The 22,491-nt window shown below is 39.3% G+C and carries 26 protein-coding genes; 3 read left to right on the forward strand and 23 right to left on the reverse strand.

Features of this window, described 5'->3' with window-relative positions; genetic code table 11:
• Positions 1–113: 113 nt before the first annotated feature.
• From proS to rpsB, 9 genes are all read right to left on the reverse strand, one after another.
• The gene (proS, locus tag HMPREF9088_RS07590) at positions 114–1,784 is read right to left on the reverse strand and encodes a proline--tRNA ligase (protein ID WP_007208613.1); all 1,671 of its coding nucleotides are present in this window, start codon (positions 1,782–1,784) and stop codon (positions 114–116) included.
• A 23-nt stretch (positions 1,785–1,807) separates the two neighbouring features.
• Entirely contained in the window at positions 1,808–3,073 is a 1,266-nt protein-coding gene (gene rseP / locus HMPREF9088_RS07595; protein WP_007208614.1) for an RIP metalloprotease RseP, read from the reverse strand.
• 166 nt (positions 3,074–3,239) lie between these two features.
• Positions 3,240–4,046, reverse strand: coding sequence for a phosphatidate cytidylyltransferase (locus HMPREF9088_RS07600; RefSeq protein ID WP_007208615.1), 807 nt, complete (start codon positions 4,044–4,046; stop codon positions 3,240–3,242).
• Complete coding sequence (uppS, locus tag HMPREF9088_RS07605) at positions 4,043–4,837, reverse strand: undecaprenyl pyrophosphate synthase (protein WP_040366788.1); 795 nt, start codon at positions 4,835–4,837, stop codon at positions 4,043–4,045. The genes HMPREF9088_RS07600 and uppS overlap by 4 nt, the downstream gene beginning before the upstream one ends.
• A 21-nt stretch (positions 4,838–4,858) precedes the next feature.
• The gene (locus HMPREF9088_RS07610; RefSeq protein WP_007208617.1) at positions 4,859–6,085 is read right to left on the reverse strand and encodes an aminoacyltransferase; all 1,227 of its coding nucleotides are present in this window, start codon (positions 6,083–6,085) and stop codon (positions 4,859–4,861) included.
• 311 nt (positions 6,086–6,396) lie between these two features.
• A complete protein-coding gene (gene frr / locus HMPREF9088_RS07615) occupies positions 6,397–6,954 on the reverse strand; it encodes a ribosome recycling factor (RefSeq protein ID WP_007208618.1) in 558 nt (185 codons plus the stop codon).
• A 2-nt stretch (positions 6,955–6,956) separates the two neighbouring features.
• Positions 6,957–7,679 carry a UMP kinase gene (pyrH, locus tag HMPREF9088_RS07620; RefSeq protein ID WP_007208619.1) on the reverse strand — a complete coding sequence of 241 codons (723 nt, stop codon included), beginning with the start codon at positions 7,677–7,679 and terminating at the stop codon, positions 6,957–6,959.
• A 147-nt stretch (positions 7,680–7,826) separates the two neighbouring features.
• On the reverse strand, positions 7,827–8,708 hold the full coding sequence (gene tsf / locus HMPREF9088_RS07625; protein WP_007208620.1) for a translation elongation factor Ts: 882 nt from the start codon (positions 8,706–8,708) through the stop codon (positions 7,827–7,829).
• A gap of 104 nt (positions 8,709–8,812) precedes the next feature.
• Complete coding sequence (gene rpsB, locus HMPREF9088_RS07630; protein WP_040366793.1) at positions 8,813–9,601, reverse strand: 30S ribosomal protein S2; 789 nt, start codon at positions 9,599–9,601, stop codon at positions 8,813–8,815.
• A gap of 249 nt (positions 9,602–9,850) precedes the next feature.
• Between rpsB and HMPREF9088_RS07635 the strand changes: the two genes are divergently transcribed.
• On the forward strand, positions 9,851–10,318 hold the full coding sequence (locus HMPREF9088_RS07635) for an arginine repressor (protein ID WP_040366795.1): 468 nt from the start codon (positions 9,851–9,853) through the stop codon (positions 10,316–10,318).
• A 108-nt stretch (positions 10,319–10,426) separates the two neighbouring features.
• Here the strand turns inward: HMPREF9088_RS07635 and argS are convergent, their stop codons facing one another.
• The 7 genes from argS to galE all read right to left on the reverse strand — a co-directional run bounded on the left by argS (position 10,427) and on the right by galE (position 17,504).
• A complete protein-coding gene (gene argS, locus HMPREF9088_RS07640) occupies positions 10,427–12,118 on the reverse strand; it encodes an arginine--tRNA ligase (RefSeq protein ID WP_007208623.1) in 1,692 nt (563 codons plus the stop codon).
• A gap of 394 nt (positions 12,119–12,512) precedes the next feature.
• On the reverse strand, positions 12,513–13,535 hold the full coding sequence (gene tsaD / locus HMPREF9088_RS07645; protein WP_007208624.1) for a tRNA (adenosine(37)-N6)-threonylcarbamoyltransferase complex transferase subunit TsaD: 1,023 nt from the start codon (positions 13,533–13,535) through the stop codon (positions 12,513–12,515).
• Positions 13,528–14,001 carry a ribosomal protein S18-alanine N-acetyltransferase gene (rimI, locus tag HMPREF9088_RS07650; RefSeq protein ID WP_007208625.1) on the reverse strand — a complete coding sequence of 158 codons (474 nt, stop codon included), beginning with the start codon at positions 13,999–14,001 and terminating at the stop codon, positions 13,528–13,530. Before rimI (HMPREF9088_RS07650) ends, tsaD begins: the two co-directional genes overlap by 8 nt.
• Positions 13,998–14,531 carry a ribosomal protein S18-alanine N-acetyltransferase gene (gene rimI, locus HMPREF9088_RS07655; RefSeq protein ID WP_040366800.1) on the reverse strand — a complete coding sequence of 178 codons (534 nt, stop codon included), beginning with the start codon at positions 14,529–14,531 and terminating at the stop codon, positions 13,998–14,000. Before rimI (HMPREF9088_RS07655) ends, rimI (HMPREF9088_RS07650) begins: the two co-directional genes overlap by 4 nt.
• The gene (tsaB, locus tag HMPREF9088_RS07660; RefSeq protein ID WP_007208627.1) at positions 14,515–15,234 is read right to left on the reverse strand and encodes a tRNA (adenosine(37)-N6)-threonylcarbamoyltransferase complex dimerization subunit type 1 TsaB; all 720 of its coding nucleotides are present in this window, start codon (positions 15,232–15,234) and stop codon (positions 14,515–14,517) included. Before tsaB ends, rimI (HMPREF9088_RS07655) begins: the two co-directional genes overlap by 17 nt.
• A 94-nt stretch (positions 15,235–15,328) precedes the next feature.
• The gene (locus HMPREF9088_RS07665; protein ID WP_143139647.1) at positions 15,329–16,513 is read right to left on the reverse strand and encodes a hypothetical protein; all 1,185 of its coding nucleotides are present in this window, start codon (positions 16,511–16,513) and stop codon (positions 15,329–15,331) included.
• 1 nt (position 16,514) lies between these two features.
• Positions 16,515–17,504, reverse strand: a complete 990-nt coding sequence (gene galE / locus HMPREF9088_RS07670) for a UDP-glucose 4-epimerase GalE (RefSeq protein WP_040366802.1) — start codon at positions 17,502–17,504, stop codon at positions 16,515–16,517.
• A gap of 168 nt (positions 17,505–17,672) precedes the next feature.
• Here galE and HMPREF9088_RS11690 point away from each other — a divergent pair, with 168 nt between their 5' ends.
• Positions 17,673–17,840: a DUF3042 family protein gene (locus HMPREF9088_RS11690; protein WP_071859015.1), complete on the forward strand. Its 168-nt coding sequence runs from the start codon at positions 17,673–17,675 to the stop codon at positions 17,838–17,840.
• Between the two features lie 47 nt (positions 17,841–17,887).
• Here the strand turns inward: HMPREF9088_RS11690 and HMPREF9088_RS07675 are convergent, their stop codons facing one another.
• The 6 genes from HMPREF9088_RS07675 to HMPREF9088_RS07700 form a co-directional block, all read right to left on the reverse strand.
• Entirely contained in the window at positions 17,888–18,334 is a 447-nt protein-coding gene (locus HMPREF9088_RS07675) for an 8-oxo-dGTP diphosphatase (RefSeq protein ID WP_412338722.1), read from the reverse strand.
• 70 nt (positions 18,335–18,404) lie between these two features.
• Positions 18,405–18,800, reverse strand: coding sequence for a rhodanese-like domain-containing protein (locus HMPREF9088_RS07680; RefSeq protein ID WP_007208632.1), 396 nt, complete (start codon positions 18,798–18,800; stop codon positions 18,405–18,407).
• A gap of 14 nt (positions 18,801–18,814) precedes the next feature.
• Positions 18,815–19,780, reverse strand: a complete 966-nt coding sequence (locus HMPREF9088_RS07685) for an ROK family glucokinase (protein ID WP_007208633.1) — start codon at positions 19,778–19,780, stop codon at positions 18,815–18,817.
• Between the two features lie 3 nt (positions 19,781–19,783).
• Positions 19,784–19,987 (reverse strand): YqgQ family protein, encoded by a 204-nt coding sequence (locus tag HMPREF9088_RS07690; protein ID WP_040366804.1) that lies wholly within the window; start codon positions 19,985–19,987, stop codon positions 19,784–19,786.
• Positions 19,988–20,013: 26 nt separating this feature from the next.
• Positions 20,014–20,694 (reverse strand): rhomboid family intramembrane serine protease, encoded by a 681-nt coding sequence (locus HMPREF9088_RS07695; protein WP_007208635.1) that lies wholly within the window; start codon positions 20,692–20,694, stop codon positions 20,014–20,016.
• Positions 20,691–21,257 carry a 5-formyltetrahydrofolate cyclo-ligase gene (locus tag HMPREF9088_RS07700; protein ID WP_040366807.1) on the reverse strand — a complete coding sequence of 189 codons (567 nt, stop codon included), beginning with the start codon at positions 21,255–21,257 and terminating at the stop codon, positions 20,691–20,693. The genes HMPREF9088_RS07695 and HMPREF9088_RS07700 overlap by 4 nt, the downstream gene beginning before the upstream one ends.
• A 194-nt stretch (positions 21,258–21,451) precedes the next feature.
• On the opposite strand from HMPREF9088_RS07700, the gene rpmG reads away from it, so the two are divergent.
• Positions 21,452–21,601: a 50S ribosomal protein L33 gene (gene rpmG / locus HMPREF9088_RS07705; RefSeq protein ID WP_040366810.1), complete on the forward strand. Its 150-nt coding sequence runs from the start codon at positions 21,452–21,454 to the stop codon at positions 21,599–21,601.
• 26 nt (positions 21,602–21,627) lie between these two features.
• Here rpmG and HMPREF9088_RS07710 read toward each other — a convergent pair whose 3' ends face one another.
• Positions 21,628–22,386, reverse strand: coding sequence for a DNA/RNA non-specific endonuclease (locus tag HMPREF9088_RS07710; protein WP_007208638.1), 759 nt, complete (start codon positions 22,384–22,386; stop codon positions 21,628–21,630).
• Positions 22,387–22,491 lie beyond the last annotated feature (105 nt).

The following is a 22,491-nucleotide window of genomic DNA, read 5'->3' on the forward strand; positions in this document are numbered from 1 at the left end:
TTACCATTCTAGTCAAATGCTCAGTATAAACTATACCATTTTTTTGCTTTTAACGTTGCTTTAACGAAAAAAAATTGTCGAATACGGAATCCATACCCGACAGCCTTTCCTTTTCATTCATTGGTGTGAGTTAAAATAGCCAGCGTTGCTACTAACTCTTCCTTGCGTATTTCAAGCGAATCTCCTGACTGATGAAGCTTAATTTCTACAATACCTTCTTTGGCTTTCTTTCCAATCGTAATGCGGATTGGACAGCCTATTAAATCCGCATCGGCAAATTTCACACCTGCACGCTCAACACGATCATCCAACAAAACTTCGTATTCTGCTTGTTCCATTTGCTCAACTATTTCATCGGTAAGTTGCTGCTGATCGCTATCTTGGTAATCAATTGGAACCACATGAGCATCGAATGGTGCTACCGTATTGGGCCATTGAATTTTATTTTCGTCGCAATGTTGTTCGACAATCAATGAGAGCAAACGACTCACACCAATACTGCAATAACAAATACGAGTGGGTACTGCTTGACCAGTTTCATCAATAAACTGCGCTGAAAGTGCCTGACTATATTCTTTTGACATGGTCATCATATGACCGATTTTCAGCCCTTTTTCAATGCGAAGCGTCTCCTCACCGTCAAGCATTAAGTCCCCTTCTTGTACCATCCGAAAATCACTATAGGACGAAATATGGAAGTCACGAGGACTATTCACATTCAGATAAAGATAGCCCTCTTCATCAGCATAACAAGTCATATTCGTTAAATCTTGTAGATAGGTATCAGCAATAACCGTGATTTCAGGTGACGAATGGACAGGTGTAACCACCCCATTCGTCGCATCGAAATACAGTTGCTTTTGTTCTTTTGAAGCTGGAATAACTTGTTTTTCGGGATAAAATAGCTTGACCTTTTCCAGATTTAACTGATCACTGGCTCGTAATACTATCAGAGTCGGCTGCTCATCAACAAAATATAAATAAGAGCGAATGGTTATTTCTTGGTCCGCTGTTTGTGCTACTTTTTCTAACGGTAGTGGCGGTTGGTCCGACGTTTCCCCTTGGTATTTTGCTTCTGCTAAGTCTAAAGTGGCAACGTATGTACCTTGGTCTGATAAACAAAGTTGTTCATCTCCAAATGATGCTAAGGCCATAAACTCTTTGACTTTTTCAATGCCTACTCGGTTCGTATGGCCCAATACGAGATGATACGTTAGCCCACATCGAGCCAAAATAGTTTTGATGCTTGATTCTACTTGCTGATAGGTTTGCTCCAAGCTCACTGCACCGGCATGAAAGGAATAAAAATCAGTCATTAAAAATTCCCGACTATACAAAAATCCAAACTTTGGCTTCTTTTCATCACGGTACTTCATCTGCACTTGATACAGTTTCAGTGGCAGTTTTCTATAGGATTGCACTTCATTTCTTACTAGCTCAATGAATGCTTTCTCCTGCGAGGGTGCGAGCATGTATTGCCTTTGATTCCGATCACTCACTTCAAATAAAGATGACGTACAAAGACGTCGACAAGCATCATCTTGCCAATAATCCATAGGCAAGATATTCGGCATTTGCATTTCATTTGCACCTATCGCATCTAGCTCATCTTTAATGATCGCAGTAATTTTTTTCATAACTCTTTGTGCAAGAGGCAAATAAGCATATACCCCTGTCGCTATTTGCCGAATATAACCAGCCCTAACCAACAATTGATGGCTACGCACATCGGCCTCACTCGGTGTTTCTCGTAAAGTCGGCACTAATAAGTGTGATTGCTTCATTTTTTTCTCCCTTTATTTCCCCATTAAAAGAAAAAGCGCTGAATATCATTCCAAGTAACCAAAATCATTAATAACATCATAAAGCCAAAGCCAATCAACGTAATGATGCCTTCTTTTTCTTGACTCAACGGTTTTCCACGAACGCCTTCAATGATATTTAAGACCAACTTGCCACCATCTAAAGCAGGTATTGGCAGTAGGTTAAATATTCCAAGGTTCATAGAAATCATCGCCATGACACCGATGATCGTCGTCCAACCTTGCGTAGCAGCTTGTGAAGAAATCTGGTAAATTGCAACTGGTCCGCCGAGTTTATCCAGACTAAAGCTTTTTAAAAGTGAACCCAGAGCAACAAATATTTGAACAAAACTATTGATACTCATAGTAAACGCGCCAATTATCTTATCCATGATACCCGTTTTCATCGATATCCCAACACCAACTTGGTAGACTGTTTGGTCATTCACGGTATTTTTTTTAGGTGTCATGGTCACCGTTTTAGACTGGCTTCCGCTTTTATAGACAACCGTCAGTTCATCAGATCCATTTTTTTGTACAGCTTGCGTAAGCTCTGACCAATTCGATACCGTCGTACCATTAATTTCTTGAATGGTGTCACCTGTTTTTAGGCCAGCTGTGGCGGCCGGACTATCAGTCGCCACACTTCCTATTTTCGTCGACTGAGGATCTTGAACGCCACCTTGCAGCAAAATTAAAATAAAAAACAAAAAGACCGCCAAAATGAAATTATTCATCGGTCCAGCAAAATTGGTTAGCATTCGTTGCCAAAGCTTGGCAGATTGAAACTGGACGTCTCGTGGTGCAATACGGACTTCTGTACCATCCTCTTCAATAATGGTTGCAATGGGTGACACGTAAAATTGTTGCTCATCGGCCTCTTGTCCATTAACATATCCAGTAATGGTTAGCTCATCAACTAAATTTTGTGCAGTGACCTCCACTGGGACGGCATTGGTCAATTGAATTTTTTTACTCGTATTTATTTTTATGACATTGTTTTGCTCATCCAAGACAAGCTGGACAAACATCCCGGGTTTTAATCCATCCTCTTCTTCAAATCCAGCCATCCGCACATATCCGCCTAATGGAAGAATCCGAATTGTATAAGTCGTGCCATCTTTTCCTTGATGAGAAAAAATCTTAGGTCCCATTCCGATTGCAAATTCACGTACTAAAATCCCGGCACGTTTTGCAAAATAAAAATGACCAAATTCATGGACAACGACAACAATTGAAAATATAAAAAGGAACACTAAAAGTGCCTTCATTTTGTATCCTCGCTTTCGATCTTTTTTCTATTCTATGGCAATAGACTATTCAGTTTATTTTATCATACAAAAAAAGAATCACAATCAAACCACTTTTTTGTAATGAGAATTTAACGTTCACTCAAAAAGACCTCAATCACTTGTATACAAGTAACTGAGGCGTTGGTTAAAATATTCCTAACAAGTACATCATTGGAAAAACAAAAATCATGCTATCAAATCGATCCAAGATGCCCCCGTGTCCTGGTAGAATCGTTCCCGAATCTTTTACTTCAAAATGTCGTTTAATCGCTGATTCAACTAAATCACCAAATTGTCCAATAATCGATAAAACAATCGTTAAGCCAATCATGACAAAATAATTGTGCCCAAAATACGTATTCGCTGGAAAGACAAGCAAATAGACAATCGCAATGGCTAGCGCACAAGCAATCCCACCTAAGGCACCTTCAATCGTTTTATTCGGTGAAATTTCTGGCCATAGTTTTCGTTTGCCGTATTGTCTGCCAATCATATAGGCACCAATATCGGTCGCCCAGACAATAAATAAACCAAAAAATAAAACAACTACACTAGATGAACGCGCTAAAGCAAAGGACTCAAAACCAACACCAGCATAAAACATGGCAAGAATTGGATAGGCAGCTTCCTCAATCGTGTAGGTATTTTTTGAAATTACTGATAACCCAAGAAAGAGCATCACAATGAAATAAATCAGTGCGTACTTGGATGTCGTATCTGATAGGAAAGCAAACCAAGGATCTTTAGGTAATACAATTAGTACGGCTCCAATAATCGCCAAAACACCTTCAATACTCACTACCGTCAGTTGTTTCATGCGAAATAATTCATATACGCCGACACCAGCAAATACTGCTGCCATAAGATTCACTGCTTGACCACCAAAATCAAAAAATACAATTGGTAAAAATAGCGCCAACGCCACGACAGCAGTGATCACTCTTTGTCTCATTTCTTTTCCTCCTTCACGCCACCAAAGCGACGATCTCGATGCTGATAAATCGCAATCGCCTCCTCTAATAGCTTATCATCAAAGTCAGGCCAAAACGCCTTTGTAAAGAAGAATTCTGAATAGGCGATTTGCCATAGTAAAAAATTACTAATCCGTTCTTCACCACTAGTCCGAATTACTAGCGAAGGATCTCTCAATTCTATAGGCAAAAAGCCCGTCATTAAATGCTTCGCTAAAACCTCTTCTGAAATACCATCGACAGCCAATTGATTCTCTTTTACTTCTGATGCAATCTCTTGGACAGCTGTAATAATCTCTGCTCTGCTTCCATAGTTTAACGCAAAGTTTAAGACCATACCCGTGTTCATTTTGGTTTGATCAATTGCTCGTTTGACTGCCTTTTGAGTATGCGCAGGTAAATGCTCCTTGTACCCCATGACGTGGACTTTGACGTTTTCTTTGATTAATTCTGGTACAAATTTATCAAAAAAATCGACCGGTAACTGCATCAAAAAATCGACCTCTTCAGTCGGCCGTTTCCAATTTTCTGTCGAAAATGCGTACAGTGTAAGGACTTTAACCCCAAGTTTCGAAGCATGCTTCGTTATTTTTTTTACAGTCTCCATGCCTTCTTTATGGCCAGCTACTCTTGGGAGACGACGATTTTGGGCCCATCTGCCATTACCATCCATAATAATTGCGATATGCTCAGGAACTGGCAGCGTTGGATCAAACGCATGCTCTGCTTCTTCTTGTTTGTATTTCTTCTTTTCCGGAAAAAAACGCAACATCTCTTTCGCTCCTATCACTTGTTAGTCGGCTCTACCTAGTATTTTTTTGATACTTGACGCCAATCGGTATTTAAATGGATTCGTAATAATTGTATAGATACCCAAATATTTGTAAGTATGGCCAGTAAATGACTGCTTAAATCGTAAAACGCCATCAGACCCATCAAACACTCCTTGCACACCATAAAAATTGTATCGCGGAATTTGATGCGCCACAGCATATGACATCATTAGGTGCTGAATACCATAAGGACCATAATATTTTTTAAACTCTTCATTAGTAAAACTAAATAAATAGGTCACTTCCTGTGGTTGAATAATAAACATCGCACCAGATAAAATGATGGTCTCACCATGCTTTTGGACCAGCTCACTAGCTTCATTGATTCGTTTTTGATGTTGTTTCAACTGGTCTTGTAATTCTTTTAATTGATTTCTTTTCTTTTTGTGATTTGGTTTTTCTTGTAAGTCCGCCTCAAGCTTATCGATGTCTAGTTGAATGGCGCCCATCACTTCGCTTTGACTGGCTTGGTAGTTAACTAGATTTAGTTCCGCTACAATAAACTTCACCTTATCGCCATATGTTTCAAACGCTTCTTGATAATACGCCAAGTCTTTATCTTTAAATCCAATCCGATCAGCGGTCGATTGCGTATATTGCTTAAATAATGGTAATTCCTCATAAGTAAGCTCCCGGTATTGAATACCAAAATCTTTGGTTTTATTTAAGTAATATTTGCCATCTTTTTTATAGGAAGCAATCAAACTTTTTTCGTCTAAATTGGCTAGATCTTTAATAAACTCATAACTAACGATTGGTTGATGCTTGTCATAGACTGCACCAGCCGCCTTAAGATTTTTGTCCGCTTCTTGGCCAAGTTTTTCAATTATCTTTCCTTCATCATCAAACTTTTCCGAATGAAGATTGGGGACAATTTTTAACAATAATCCCTTATTCTTTTTTGCATATTTTTTTAATTCTGCTAAAAAAAAGACAACTAATTGTTCGTTGGAAAAATCCATGACCGGTCCGCCTGCCACTTCAAAAACTTTTCCTAAAAAAATCGAAGTACTATTTAAAAGCGCCGCGGCTATAATTTGTTGCTTTTCTTTCACGCCGACATATTCGGATTTCCAATGACGTTTCTCAACTAGGTCATGTTGGTAACTCGTTTGCATAAACATACCAAGCGGATGAGCTTGTTCAAACGCCATAAATTCTTGTTCTGTTAAGTGTACAAATTCCACTGCGTTCTCCTCACTTATATCAACTTCAAAATTGTCCGTGCTTTCATTTTATGCTATATCTAATTGAAAATAAACCAGTAATACGATCTATTCAAAGAACTTTAGCTATTTTTTTAAGAAAAAAATAAGAAAGTGCAATGAATGTTCTTGAATTAGCTATTATGTACCTCATCAAAAGACATGATGACCAAATAAAAAACACCCGAACGAGAAATAGCAAGATGATCCAAAGGAATGTACCACTTTAGAATGGCACCTAGGCTATTTCGCTAAACGTTCGGATGCTCAATCGATTGCTAAAGGAAGTTAAATTATACTTCTAATAATTCTTCTTCTTTGCTTGCTGCGATTTTATCTAATTCTTTGATGCTTGCATCAGTTAGCTCTTGAATTGTTTTTTCTGATGTACGCAAATCATCTTCCGTGATGTCTCCGGCTTTTTGTTGCTTTTTGTATGAATCCATCCCATCACGGCGCGCATTACGAATAGCAATTTTTGCTGATTCTGTTTCTTTTTTCACTTCTTTGACTAATTCTTTTCGGCGTTCTTCCGTTAATTGAGGAATGACCAAACGAATCACGTTACCGTCACTTGTCGGATTGATACCGATATCAGAAGCTAAAATTGCTTTTTCAATATCTTTTAATGTTGACTTATCAAAAGGTGTAATCATTAAAATACGGGCTTCAGGAATTGTGATTGAAGCCAATTGGTTAATCGGTGTTGGCGCACCATAGTACACCACTGAAATGCGATCAAGTAAGCTTGCATTCGCTCTACCTGCTCGGATTTGTCCAAGTTCACGTTGTAGATTTTCAGCCGTTTTTTCCATTTTTGTTTTAATTTCATTTAAAATTGCATCTGCCATTACTATTTCCCCCTTACAGTTGTTCCAATATGTTCCCCTAAAATTGCACGACGAATATTGCCTGGTTCATTCAAATTGAATACCAATAACGGAATGTCATTGTCCATACTTAGTGAGCTTGCAGTCGAGTCCATCACTTGTAGACCTTTGGCAATAACTTCTAAGTGAGTCAATTCTTCAAATTTTACTGCCGCTTTGTCCACTTTTGGATCGGCTGAGTAGACACCATCAACATTGTTTTTAGCCATTAAAATAACATCTGCATTAATCTCTGCAGCTCGTAGCGCAGCTGTAGTATCGGTAGAAAAATAAGGGTTACCTGTTCCACCGGCAAAAATTACTACCCGTGCTTTTTCAAGATGACGTTCTGCACGTCGGCGAATATAAGGCTCCGCGATTTGGCGCATTTCAATCGATGTTTGAACGCGTGTTGGCACACCTTCGTTTTCAAGCGTATCTTGCAAAGCAAGTGCATTCATAACAGTTGCTAACATGCCCATGTAATCGGCTTGAGCGCGTTCCATACCCATTTGTGCACCAATTTGACCACGCCAAATGTTGCCACCACCGACAACGATTGCTAATTCCACACCTAAATCATGAACTTCTTTTAATTCTTTGACAATCTCTTTGATAGTCGGTGGGTTAATACCAAATCCTTCTTCACCTGCTAATGCTTCACCACTTAATTTTAATACTACTCGATTATACTTTGGTTTTACCATGCCTAATTCCTCCGTCTTAATGCTATTTCTATTTTACCATATACTTTTTTTACACGTCTTATTTAATGAACGATTTAGAAAAAATACTATTTTCTTAAAAAAAAGGGAGCGCATTTCCATGCGTTCCCTTCTGTTTTGAGAACAGAATTATTTTTTCACTTGGCTCATAACTTCTTCAACAAAGTTATCTTCGCGTTTTTCGATACCTTCGCCAACTTCAAAACGGATAAATGATTTTACTGTAGCATTTTTTGCTGCAAGATATTTTGCAACAGTCACGTCTGGATCTTTAACGAATGGTTGGTCTACTAATGAAATTTCAGCTTTGAATTTGTTTAGACGGCCGACAACCATTTTTTCAACGATATTCGCTGGTTTCCCTTCGTTTAACGCTTGTTCAGTTAAAACTTGTTTTTCATGATCAAGTTCTGCTTGAGGAATTTGTGCTTCGTTTACGTAGCGAGGGTTGATTGCAGCAACGTGCATAGCAACATCTTTCGCTAATGCTTCGTCAGTTGTTCCTTCAAGGACAGTTAATACAGCAATACGTCCGCCCATGTGTAGGTAACCACCAAATGCTGAATTGTCATCTTTTTCAACAACTTCAAAACGACGGAAGCTGATTTTTTCACCAATTACTTGTGTTGCTTCGATTAAATCAGATTCGATAGTTCCTTTAGCTGTTGGTAATTTCATAGCAGCTTCTAAGTCAGCTGGTTTGTGTTCTGCAACTAATTCTGCGATTTCTTTAACTAATTCTTGGAACTTTTCGTTTTTAGAAACAAAGTCTGTTTCAGAGTTAATTTCAACGATTGAAGCAACGTTGCCTTTTACTGCTACAGAAGCTAAACCTTCTGCTGCAATACGGTCGTTTTTCTTAGCAGCTTTCGCCATACCTTTTTCACGTAATAAATCAACTGCTTTTTCAATGCTTCCTTCTACTTCAACTAATGCGCGTTTGGCATCCATCATGCCGACACCAGTCATGTCACGTAATTCTTTTACTAATTTTGCTGTTACTTGAGCCATCTTTAGTTTTCCTCCTAAATGTCATTCGTTCTTTTTAAAAAGAGCTGTTTCAAAGGAGCAACAGGCTTACGCCTAGCCTTTGAAACAGCTCCAATGAATATGAATTATTCTGCTGATTCGTTATCGCCTTCAACTACGTCTACGATTTCTTCGATTGAAGTTGCTTCGCCTTCTGATTCAGCTACAAAGTCTTCTTCAACTACTTGATCTTCACCTTGGTTACCTTCGATAAATGCGTCAGCCATTTTAGCAGTGATTAATTTCACGGCGCGGATAGCATCGTCATTTGAAGGAATTACTACATCGATTTCATCAGGGTCACAGTTTGTATCAACCATAGCCACGATTGGAATGTTTAATTTTTGAGCTTCTTGAACTGCAATACGTTCTTTACGAGGGTCAACAATGTACATTACATCTGGAATACGAGGCATGTCAGCGATACCGCCTAAGAATTTTTCTAAACGTTCGCGTTCTTTTTTGATTCCTACAACTTCTTTCTTAGGTAGGACTTCAAAAGTACCGTCTTCTTCCATTTTGTTGATTTGTTTCAAACGAGACACACGTTTTTGGATTGTTTCCCAGTTTGTTAATGTTCCACCTAACCAACGGTGGTTAACATAGTATTGACCAGAACGAATTGCTTCGTCTTTGATTGCTTCTTGCGCTTGTTTTTTTGTTCCTACAAAAAGAGCGATTCCGCCGTCTTCAGCGACTGCTTTCATGTAGTCATAAGCTGCATCTACTAATTTCACTGTCTTTTGTAAGTCAATGATGTAGATACCGTTTCTTTCAGTGAAGATGTATTTCTTCATTTTTGGGTTCCAGCGACGAGTTTGGTGACCAAAGTGTACGCCGGCTTCTAGTAATTGTTTCATAGAAATTACTGCCATTTTTTGTTTCCTCCAATTGGTTTTTGTTTTCCTCTCTTCTCCCATGACTCCTCAAAGAACTGAATATCAGCACCACTTTTCGGACAGGATAAGATGTGGATTTGTGTGAATCTATCACACCTGATAAATTATACTTGAACAATCGACTAATTGCAAGCAATTCTTTTCTTTCTTTTTCTGTTCATTTCAATAAATTTTTGATATGATTTGATAGAATAAAAATGAATTTTTATGCAAAGGAGAACACATATGAGGAAATCCGAACGTCATCAAGTGATTAAACGAATTATTCAAGAAAAAACCGTTCGTACCCAAGAGGAATTATTAGCTGAATTGAAAGAGCTGAATATTACTGCGACCCAAGCGACCATTTCCCGAGACATTCGCGACTTAAAAATCGTTAAGAAGGCCGATAAGGATGGTCTTGTGCGTTTTGAATTGTTTACGGAAGTCTCTGCAACTGAGGAACAGACCGATCACCAAGAATTATTCCGACAAATGAACGAATTTGTGACGAAAGTAGATGTCGCACAATTTTTAACTGTGCTTCACACACTTCCTAATAATGCACAACTCTTGTCCGCAAGTCTCGATGATTACCCGCTTCCGGGCAAAGTTGCGACCATCGCTGGTTTTGACACCATTGTCATTATTACTAAGTCAAATGATGATGCACTAGCCGTCGCCGATTTCTTTAATCAACAAATCGCCTTGTAATCACTAAATAAGTCTAAGATAGAACCGCTAGAAGACAATAGACCCTACCATCCAAATGTTTGCGAAACACCTTCTGGATGGTAGGGTCTATTTGATTGTATCTCAGTCTTACATTTTTTCTGGTGCGTGTAGTCCCAATAAGCGTAAGTCTTCTTTTAATAGTATCGCTACTGCTTTTACTAATGCAAGGCGTGAGTCTTTTTCGCCGTCTTCAGCTAATACTTTCGTGTTTGCATAGTATTTATTGAATGCTTGCGATAATTTGATTGCATGTTTCGCGATGACAGATGGTTCATATTTATCTGCTGCAGCCTGAACAACATCAGGGTACGCTTGGATTAGCTTCACTACTTCCCAGCTAGCATCATCCGCTAGTGCATAGGTTGCATCAGGATTAAACGTAAATGCAGCTTTTGTCAAAATACTCATAGCTCTTGCATGGGTATATTGAACATATGGACCGGTCTCTCCTTCGAAACGAACGACTTCTTCTAATGTGAAATCAAAATTATTTAAGCGATCATTTTTTAAATCATGGAAAACCACGGCACCAATACCGACTTGTTTTGCCACTTCTTCTTTATTGGCTAACGAAGGATTTTTTTCAGCGATTTGCTGTTGCGCAGAGGCTACAGCTTCGTTTAATACTTCCTCTAATAAAACAATTTTCCCTTTACGAGTAGATAATTTTTTACCATCTTTCGTAATTAAACCAAATGGGACATGATACATATCGTCTGACCATTCGAAGCCCATTTCTTTTAGGACTGCTTTTAGTTGTTTAAAGTGATAAGTTTGCTCATTTCCAACAACATAAAGTGATTTTGCAAACTGATACGTCCGTTTGCGATACAATGCCGCTGCCATATCACGCGTAATATAAAGTGTCGCTCCGTCTGATTTACGAATAAGTGCAGGGTTTAAGTCGTATTGACTTAAGTCCACAATATCCGCACCTTGATCTTCTTGCAACAGGTGTTTTTCTTCTAACAATGTAACAATTTCATCCATTTTATCATTGTAGAAGGCTTCACCATTATAAGAATCGAACGAAACTTCAAGCATCGTATAGATTTTATTGAATTCTTTTAGTGATTCTTCACGGAACCATTTCCACAAATGAACGGCTTCTTCATCACTTTCTTCCAATTTTTTAAACCAAGCTCTTGCTTCATCTTCCAAGGCCTTATCTTCTTCGGCGCGCTCATGAAATTCCACATACAGACGTAGTAGTTCATTGATTGGTTGCGCTTTGACCGCTTCTTCAGAGCCCCATTTTTTATAAGCAACAATCAACTTACCAAACTGTGTCCCCCAGTCTCCTAAGTGATTGATCCGGATGGGTTGGTAACCAACTTTTTCTAAAATAAACCCTAAAGAATTGCCGATTACAGTCGAACGCAAGTGACCCATCGAGATAGGCTTGGCGATATTTGGTGAAGACATGTCAATCGGAACACTTTCATGATTTCCTATTGATGAGTCCCCATAATGACTGTCAGCAACTAATGCCTCATGCAAGATGGCTTGACTGATGGTTTTTTTAGACATAAAGAAGTTGATATAGGGTCCAACTGCTTCGACTTTCTCAACATATTCACTCGTTAATTGCTCAGCTAACTCGCCAGCGATGGCTTGTGGCGCTTTACGAAAGGCTTTTGCCAGTAAAAATGTCGGAAAGGCAACATCACCATGATCGACGGATTTGGGATTTTCTAATAGAGCTAGAATTTGATCATAAGATAGTTCATTTTTTAGCTGCTCATGTAATACTTCGGCAACGATTACTTTGTTATTCATTTTGTTCCTCCTTCAGATTTGTTCACAAAAAAAGCTCTAGCAATCATCCAATTGCTAGAGACGAGATTCCCGCGGTACCACTCTACTTGTCTGCTTAACAGACCTACTTTGCTCTAACGGCAGCTACCGTTGATTCTCTAAAGTGCGTTTTCATTCTCTTAGTATTCAGCTTGCACCGGCCTGAATTCGCTCTATGATTAGAATGTACTTCTCTTCGTCATTGAATCATTTATGAAACTGTTACGATTATACCAAAGGACGTATGATTTTGCTACCCTCAAAGTTTTGTGCGGAAATATTTTGGAGGCTAATGGTTTTACGATGAGTAGTTAATTTTTCCCTTTTGGATAACCGACACCTTTATACCAATGGAACCTTTCGTTCACTCAAAGTCTTACTTTTCATATCGCTCAAAAGCAAGACTTGGTTCAGCATTTAATGCTAAGTCCGCAAAGTGTCCTTTTTTTCGTTCAATAGAAGCTGCCGAACCAATCATTGCTGCATTGTCGCCACAAAGTTTTAACGGCGGGAAGATTAATTCGACATTTGGTAAGGTCGTTTTTATCGTTTCTGCTAATCGCTCTCTTAGTCCTTGATTGGCTGCGACACCGCCAGCAACAATTAACTGTTGCACCGGAAACTCTTGACACGCACGAATCGTCTTAGTAACTAATACATCGACCACACTCGCTTGAAAGCTGGCTGCCAAGTTCACTTGATCTAATTCTTCTTGACGCTGTTGCGCATTATGAACCAGATTAATAAAAGAACTCTTCAGTCCGCTAAAGCTAAAATCATACGTATCATCATTCAACATCGCACGCGGAAAATGATAGGTATCTTTTCCTTTGTGTGCGAGTTCGTCAATTTTTTTGCCACTAGGATAAGTTAGTCCGAGGACTCTTCCGACTTTATCGTATGCTTCGCCGGCTGCGTCATCTCTTGTTTCACCGATGATCTCATACACGCCTTCAGCAGGTAGATAGACCAATTCAGTATGTCCGCCACTGACAAGCAACGCCATCGCTGGATATGTCACCTCTGTAACAAAGCGAGCAGCGCAAATATGGCCTGCCATATGGTTCACACCAATCAAAGGTAGGTCATTAGCCCAAGCAAAGGCTTTGGCGGCTGTAATTCCTATTAATAGTGCGCCTACTAAGCCGGGGCCTTTTGTAACTGCAACGGCAGCCAACTCTTCTGGTGAAACATCGGCTTCCTCTAACGCATCCTGAATACAATAACCAATTTGCTCCACATGGTGTCTACTCGCTACTTCTGGCACTACTCCACCGAAGCGCTCATGGCTTTTAATTTGTGAGGCGATAATATTTGTAAGAATGGTCGAACCGTTTTTAACAATTGCCACACTAGTTTCATCGCAACTACTTTCAATTGCTAGAATTAATTCATCCATGGGTCTGTTCCTTCACTCTCTTTCGCAACAACCAAGCATCCTCTACTGGTTGTTCGTAATAATTTTTTCTAATGTGATAACGCTCGAACGAGAACTGCTCATATAATTTAAGGGCTCGCTGATTTGATGCTCTCACTTCTAGTAAGATTTGCTGCACCTTTTGCCTTTGAAGTTGATCCTCCATGCTTTGAAATAAACAAGTCGCTAAGCCTTTTTTGCGAAAATCAGGATGGATGGCAAGTAAAAATAACTCAAACTCATCAAACAGCTGATGGCCGTTGACTAGGCCGATAATGTTTCCGTCTTCTTCTAGCAAAAAATAGCGAGCAAATTGCGAGTGAAAATCACTTATAAAAGCTTGATAATTCCAAGAAACACCCTCAGTAAATGCCGTCTCGACTAGCTCCTCGAGCTGGCGTGCCAGAGCCTCTTGATCTGGGTAATCCGTCAAAGTTTTGATTTTCATAAGCGCTTAAGCATATCCACTCCATCTTCTGCTATTTCTTGATAATAATTTGGCTTAATCTTTTGCGCTTCGAAGCCTAGTCGACGATACAAGCGCTGTGCATCGAGATTACTCACCCGCACCTCTAAAGATACAGTATCACAACCACTTGCTTTGGCATGTCTGATTAATTCTTCCAAGAACCATTTGCCAATTCCTTGATTCTGATGATCTGGGTGCACTGCAATATTAGTAATGTGACCATCACCACCAAATAGCCGAATACCCGCAAAACCAACTAAATGATTTTCGCATTCACAAATTAAATACAAATGCGGTTGCTTGGAATAAAATTCAAGTAAAAAGGCACTCTTCGTCCAAGGTGTCTCACCTGCATAAACAATTTTTTCAAGCTGTAATAATTCCTTAATATCCGACACCATCACTTCCCTAAATTGATAGTGCGCTTGCTTCGTTTTTAGTTCATCTATGTATGGGATTGCTTGTTTGGGTAACAACTGTTTAAAAAAGGCTTTAAACTTTTTCCACATAGCTTTGTTTTTCCTCATTTTGATGATCGATTAACCATTTTTCCTCAGCTTCAACTCGTTTTAAATACTGTGGCACTACTGACAACGGATCAACAGTCACTTCGTTTTTTGCCAACTCGATCAAACGCACTGCTGTCGGGTAATTGGACAACTCATCCGTTGCAAAGATGGCTTTAGGTATGCTCGCTAAAATTTCTTGTTGAAATTTTTTTATATCCTGGCCGACAAAATGGACGTTGTCATAAGCCTTCACTAAATCAATCAGTTGGCTTAATGAGTAGTGTGCTTCGGTAATCACCGCCACTAATTGATCTTCTTGCCATTTATACGCCCCTGCATAGACATTTTGTCTCCGTGCATCAAAGAGCGGGACAATAATAGCATCTTGGACACGCACATTTGCTGCTAAGACTTTTAGACTAGAGATTGCCTTCAATGAGCAATTTAAGCTACTCGCAAGTATTTTCGCTGTCGTAACACCAATTCTTAATCCTGTATACGAACCAGGTCCAATTGCCACAAGGACTTCTTCGATTTGGTTGGGCTTCCAGCCTACACTTTTCACCAAATAATCAATACTAGGCATCAAAGAGACGCTATGATTTTTGTTGCCCATCGTTTGAATTTGACCTAAGATGACTTGTTCTTTTGCAACTGCTAATGCCATTGTCAGATTCGATGTATCAATTGCCAATTGTTTCATTCGTTTGTTCCACCTTCTTCAATTTCTTCCATATTCTACCACACAAAAAGAAAATAGCACAGAACCACTCCTAGAGTCGCCATGTGCTATTTTATTAAAACGTGTGAAACGTACCGTTCAACTGCTGTATGAATCGTTTGTGATCTGCGATTGAAGCATTTGGCATAACCAGTATTCCAAATGCACCCAATGCTTGTACTTCCGTCAATGTTTTTTCAGAGTGAAAGGCGACATACAACTCGTGACCAGAGTCACTTTTTCTTGCTAAGAGCAAGACATCTTTGGAAGCTGTTGCTAGATGAAGCGAATTGTTTGCATCACCGATTTGTTCCCCTTGTTGCAAGGCTTTAATCACGTACTCTGCAGTCTTTAACAAAGCGTGTTGGTTCGTTGCCTGTATACGCAAAACTGGCACTGGCCAATTCAAAGCCGTGACAGCCACCTCGGGAAAGAACGGTAACTTGCATTGAAATTTTGTAGAAGCTTGGTAAATCGGTAACGGATCACTTGCACCTCGGTATTGATCACCAACCCGCTCTTGATTGTTCCCATTGTTTGTCGCCACAAAATAATGTGGAAAAAGCTCCACCAACCGACCTAAATGACTTAACTTGGCGTGCAAGGATAACGACTGCTCTTTTTCAGCAATGACAGTAAATTCTTCAGCAAGTATCTCATCACTTAGATAGTGAAATCCATAAGACTCTCCTTGCAAATTCATCCGAATCATTCGGCGATTGGTATGAATCTCTTCTGTCGTCGCTCCACATGAGCCTTCCATATCAAATCGATAGTCTGCATCAAACGCTTTTTCCATAGCGCCATCTGGTACAATGCATGCTTTGAACTGAGCTTTATCAAATAGTGGTTCATCGATAAGCTCTCCTACTTTTTGAATCGTGCCAGTTATTTTATTTAGCTGATAAAAATAATCTGTCGCTTCTTTGGGACTTTTGGCATAGTATTTTGCAAACAATGCATTCACAACGGAAGTCGGTGGTGTAAGCAAATCTAGGAAATCGACTAACTTTTTTTTCCATTCCACTTCAGATACCTGATCTTGTTTGCTTTGTTGAAAGTAACATTCCGTCAACTGAGCAGCCAACTCTGGTGCCTCATTAGCATTGATTGCATGAACAGGTTGACTTAGTTCACCCGAATAACCACTCATAGTCTTTAGGCGATTGTATAAATAGAGACGATCCATCTCCATCCAACCACCTGTTTGAATGGCTATTGTTGTAAAATCGACAATGACTTGACCCATCTGATCTGTCATATTAGTTTTGGTAACCATTTGGATGTGTATGGTGCCAATTCCAAGCAGTCTCAATGATTTCTTCAATATCTGTTAGTTGAGGGTTCCATTTTAAGACACTTCTCGCCTTGTCAGCACTAGCGACCAAACGGCTTGGATCTCCTGCTCTTCGTGGCGCAATCGTAGCTGGGATTTCTTTGCCGGTCACTTTACGAGCCGCATCAAGCATTTCTTTCACTGAATATCCGGTATTTGATCCTAGATTAAAGGCAGCACTTGGATTACCCGCACTTAAGTAGTCTAATGCTAGCAAGTGAGCCGCAATCAAATCTTCGACATGCACGTAGTCACGGATACACGTACCATCTGGTGTGTCGTAATCATCACCAAAGATTTTTAATTCTTCACGTTGACCCAATGCCACTTGCAAAATAATTGGGACTAGATGTGTTTCAGGTGTATGGTCTTCACCGATTGATGCATCTTGTTTGGCCCCTGCGACATTGAAGTAACGCAAAGCAACATACTTCATGCCATATGCACCATCACACCATTTCATCATTTTTTCCATCATTAATTTGCTTTCGCCGTAGGGATTGGTTGGGTTTGTTGGGTTTGTTTCAGAGATAGGGACTACTTCAGGCTCGCCATATGTAGCTGCCGTTGAAGAAAATACGATTTTTTTCACATTGGACTCATGCATTACTTCTAGCAAAATCTCCATACCAGTAACATTATTGCTAAAGTATTTTAATGGTTTTTCTACTGATTCACCCACAAGTGAGCTTGCTGCAAAATGAAGAATTCCATCAATCGCCTCTTTTGAAAAAACGTCTTGCAAAAAGGCTTTGTCGCGAACATCTCCTTCATAAAATGTTGCCTTAGGATGAACGGCTTTCCGGTGTCCTGTTAAAAGATTGTCGACTACGACTACCTTCTCCCCTTTGGTAATCAATTGGTCTACTGCATGCGAGCCAATGTAGCCAGCTCCACCTAAAACTAAAATCGTCATTTTTTTCCCTCCTAAACATAGTTCACTAAATATCATAGCGCTTTGCGATTGATACATCAATTCTATTTTGCAAATTTTTTTAACATTTTCTTAGCCACGAATGGTTTTCACTTTGCAAAAAATCCCTTTTCATTCATAATAAAAAGTGAGAAAAGTGAGGTGGATGAGATGAAAAAATTTACATCAGGTTTTTTTGCCGGCACATTTGCAACAATCGCCGCAACAGTCGGTGTTGTTTCAGCAATTAAAAAAACAGTCATTGAACCAATCGAAAAGAAAGAAGCAATGATTGAAGCAAATCGTCGCAAAGCAAACCGTAAAAGTCGCGCTAGATAAACATATACTCGCTTCATTTGTGCACAGACACAAGTGAAGCGAGCTTTTTAATATAATTGAATGTTCCATCCATCGCCTTTTTTTTGATAAAAAAACTCAGAAAGAGTCTCTGAGCAAAAAACTTGATACATTTCTAGAAAATCAGGAGCAACTTGGTACTCCTGAATGCGATTTGGCTCTAGCCAAAATACCGGGCCCTCAATCGATTCAGTCAGTTCTCCCACAAATGAATTGGTCCGATAAAATAAAACCATATAGCGAACGCCAGCTGATGTTTTGAATTGTTTTATCCCACAAAGCTTAGGACAAGAAATTGTTAAGCCTGTCTCTTCATACACTTCTCTTACAACAGCATCATGAAATGACTCATCAGGTAAGACATGTCCGCCTGGAAATGTCAGTCCCGGCCAGTCTTTCTTTTTACGAAGTTGGACAACTACTTGTCCCTTTTGATTTTCAATCATGCACATATTGGTTAATTCGACCGTTTCCATCGTTCTTCTCCTTTTCATTGTAGTAAAAAAGCAGCCGAACACACTAGATGCATCTCAGACTGCTTTTTCATTAAGATTTTTGTTTTGTTTTCCCTGTCCAGCTATCATAACCATCTTTTAAGATATAGATATTTTGATAGCCTTTTTTTCGTAATTTATTCGCTGTACGGACACTTAATGCGCGCGTACCATCGTATAAATAAATTGGCATATCTTTTCGAATGGATGCATAAGATTGACTCAAGACCGTGTATGGAATATTTCTAGCCCCTAAAATATGTCCTGCTTGAAAGGCATCTTTTTCGCGGACATCGATGACTTGCGCTTTACGCATCCCCTCTTGAAATTCTTCTTGGGATAACATCGTAGCCGACCGTTTCCCTAAAATATAATAATACAACCAATTTAATCCCATCACTACTAAAATGGTCGCTAAAACAATACTTAATCCATTCAAAAAATTCATTTATCTGACTCCTTTTATTTTTCTATCTTCATTGCTAGTGAGGCTGCACCGATGACACCGGCATCATTGCCTAATTCGGCTAATTTAATTTTGGTTGATTCTCCAACTTGTGGAAAGACAAATTGTAAAAAGTTCTTCTCTACTCTGCTACGCAAAAATTCGCCCGCAGCCGATACGCCACCACCTAATACAATACTTGAAGGGTTTAACGTATTGCCAATGTTGCCTATCGCAAGACCAAGGTAATAACAGACTTTATCTACGACCATATTGGCAAACAGATCACCCGCTTCTGCTGCTACGAAGACATCTTTACTTGTGATCGACTCACCATTGTCCAATTGCTTCTTCAGTTCAGAATCCCCCGCGAATTCCTCTGAAAGATGGCGAGCAACACGGACAACACCTGTCGCACTAGACACAGTCTCTAGACAGCCTCTCTTGCCACATGTGCACTCAAAACCATCTGGATCAACGGTAATATGGCCAATCTCACCCGCAGCACCAGCGACTCCATGAAGCAATTGGCCGTTCATAATTACACCACCGCCAACACCAGTCCCTAAAGTAACGAAGACAACATCGGGATTATTTTCCCCAGCACCTTTCCATTGTTCGCCTAAAGCAGCGACATTGGCATCATTATCGATTGCAAATGGGATACCTGTTTTTGACTCAATTGCTTCTTTAATTGCTTGTGTCGTTTTCCAATTTAAATTGTAAGCACCAATCACTGTTCCTAAATGGCGATCAACACTACCTGGCGTTCCCATGCCAATGCCCAAAAAGTCATCTTTTGTAAGACCATATAGTTCCATATGATGATTGATTGATGCAATAATATCTGGCACAATATGCGTTCCATCATCCAAAATATTGGTAGGAATACTCCATTTTTGTTGAACGTCTCCTTGCGCTGTCAAGATTGCAAATTTTACTGTCGTACCACCTAAGTCAATGCCAATAATTTTTTTATCCATCTACTATTCTCCTCGGCTTTCTTCAATATGATGTTCCCGCTTTAGAATGCGCCATGCTGTTAAGTAAGTGTCCTTATCAATTAAACGACGCTCATAAATATTTTTTACCTCAAGCATCATTAACTCAATATCATAAATTCGTTTGCCAACATAGACGATTATTCCAAACTGTTTTAAAAGTTGCTGCACATCATATAACGTTTTCATCATGTACTCCTTGAATATTATACTCGTTATCCATATTTTTTTAAACCATACATTACACATAATATCACAAAAAATACCAAAATGAGGAGCGACAAAATACGGATATGAATCGAATATTTTTTTGCTGGTTTTGGTAAGCCAATGATATTACCAATCAATACACCACCAATCAAGCCACCGACATGGCCCCAGATGTCAATCAACTGGTCAAACATACCGAAAACAAAACTCAAAATCAAAAATAACGTAAACTGTTTGACCATCCCTTCGATAGCCGGATTGTGGCGCAAATGAAATCCTAAAATTATAAATGACCCAAACAATCCAAACAAGGCCGTACTTGACCCCGCTGAAATAATCCCCGCCGTATTAAAGGCAAAACTCATCAAATTTCCCATTATTCCTGTCACTAAGTAGATGATAAAAAAGCGGGTATGGCCATAAATGGCTTCAATCTGCTCACCCATGTAGTACAATACCACAGAATTAACGGCAAAATGCATTAAGCCAAAATGGAAAAAGATTGGTGTCAAAAAACGCCAATACTGATGTAAAAAGGCAATGGCTGGTCCATATAAAACGCCATTACTTTCTAAAGGGATACTGGGCAAGAAGTACCCAATTAAAAATACCAACGTCTGAATTCCTAAAAATAGCCAAGTAAAAAAAGGCTGACCTCTAAACTGCCGTAAACGATACTCGTTCATCGCTGTTCCTCCCGATTCACTGTTATTATTTTTTGAATAAGCTGATCATGTTCGTCACTAAGCCAGTCGTCCTCTGCTCCAAGCTGGAATGGAAAGGCTAGACTAACTGTTGCTCCACGATAATCCTCAAGATAGCAATCATAGAATCCACCACCATAGCCAATACGCTTACCATCTAATGTGAAACAGACACCAGGGACGACCATTAAATCAATGGCTTCTTTTTCAATTACTTGCTCAGAATCCGGTTCTTCGACTCCGAATGCGGTCAGTGTGAAAAGAGTCGTTGGTAATACACGGACAAACCTCATCTGTCTTGCTTTCCCAGTCTGAGGCAAAACGACTACTTTGCCTTCACGCCATGCTGCAGCAAGTAGACTTTTCGTATTGCATTCATGTGCCATCGATTGATAGAGCGCTATCACTTGTGCATGCTGCCAGCGTTCACTTGTCAGCAATTGATTGATCAGCTGTGCTTCTAACAGTTCTTTTTCTTTCGTCTGATTAGAAAAATGTTTCAGTGCTTGCAATTTTTCTTTTCGTAATTCTTTTTTTGATGTCACACGTTCCACCTCACTTGATTGTTATTCTACCATGTTTGTAAGTAGAAAACGCAAATAGTTTTGTTTTTTCGTCGTCAAGTAAAACTACTTAACAAATTTCGTCAAAAGACTAGCAATCTGCATTAAATCATGCTATGATATTTAAGTCTGAGAGATATCTTAGTTATATTTATTGCTAAGGGAGGGAAATGAACATGCGCGTAAACATTACATTAGAATGTACTTCTTGTAAAGAACGTAATTACTTAACAAGCAAAAACAAACGTAACAACCCTGATCGTTTGGAAAAAGAAAAATATTGTCCACGTGAACGCAAAGTTACTTTGCACCGCGAAACAAAATAATAAAAAAAGCCATCGGTGATGGCTTTTTATTTTGTCTTCGTTGAGTAACCTGTTTGATAATCAATCGTGTAGCCCGGCTGAATATTATAAATAAATACATTCAACTCAATGTCATCATCTTCAATACTCTTCGCTTCCATCTCAACACCGCGAGCAACCAACTCATCACCTTTAAAGTATGGTGTCACACGGTAACGCACGTGATTGCCCGTTTTTCTCAAATACTGCGCAATGGCATTTTCATAGTTGGTCATTTGATCCTGATTGAGCGCTTTTGTTCCAGTAAATAAATTACGGGCATTGGTATTCTCCCCTGTAAATTGAAAGCCAATCAAATGCGAACGATTGTAAAGCATTTGTTGATTACTAATTTTTTTTTGCTTCCAGCCCGTGGGATAGATGGATGAAATGGACTCTCTTTCCTTGGTAGGCATCATACTTTTATGCAAGAGTGCATTGGCTACCCCTACTCGGTTGAGTTGATCTAAATCTGAAAAGGTTTGCCATCCTTTTTTCTCGACTGATAAATCAGCTTGGTCAAAATACGGTTGGTTGTTATTGAGCTTTACAACTTGATTGGTCCCATCGTAGTCAGGTAATTGTACAAGATGGTCATAGTTTTTCGCTAGCTTTTCGCCAGAAAGGACTTGATCCGCAACTTGGATAGCATCATCGATCGACCAATTATCATAAGCAATTTTTCCTGAACTAATGAAAAATAGGAGAAGTCCAATTGCGACATATGTCCCTTTTTTCAAGTTTGACTTTGCTTGTTTCTGATTCATTTCTTAACACCTTATTCTCCAGTTAGCGACAAAAAAATCCGAAAAAGAGAACGATGACTTCTGAAGTACTGAAGTCATCGCCTATCAATCGGATTTTGGATGCCA

Origin of the sequence: Enterococcus italicus DSM 15952 (genome assembly GCF_000185365.1) — a bacterium.
In the GTDB taxonomy this organism is placed as follows: domain Bacteria; phylum Bacillota; class Bacilli; order Lactobacillales; family Enterococcaceae; genus Enterococcus_G; species Enterococcus_G italicus.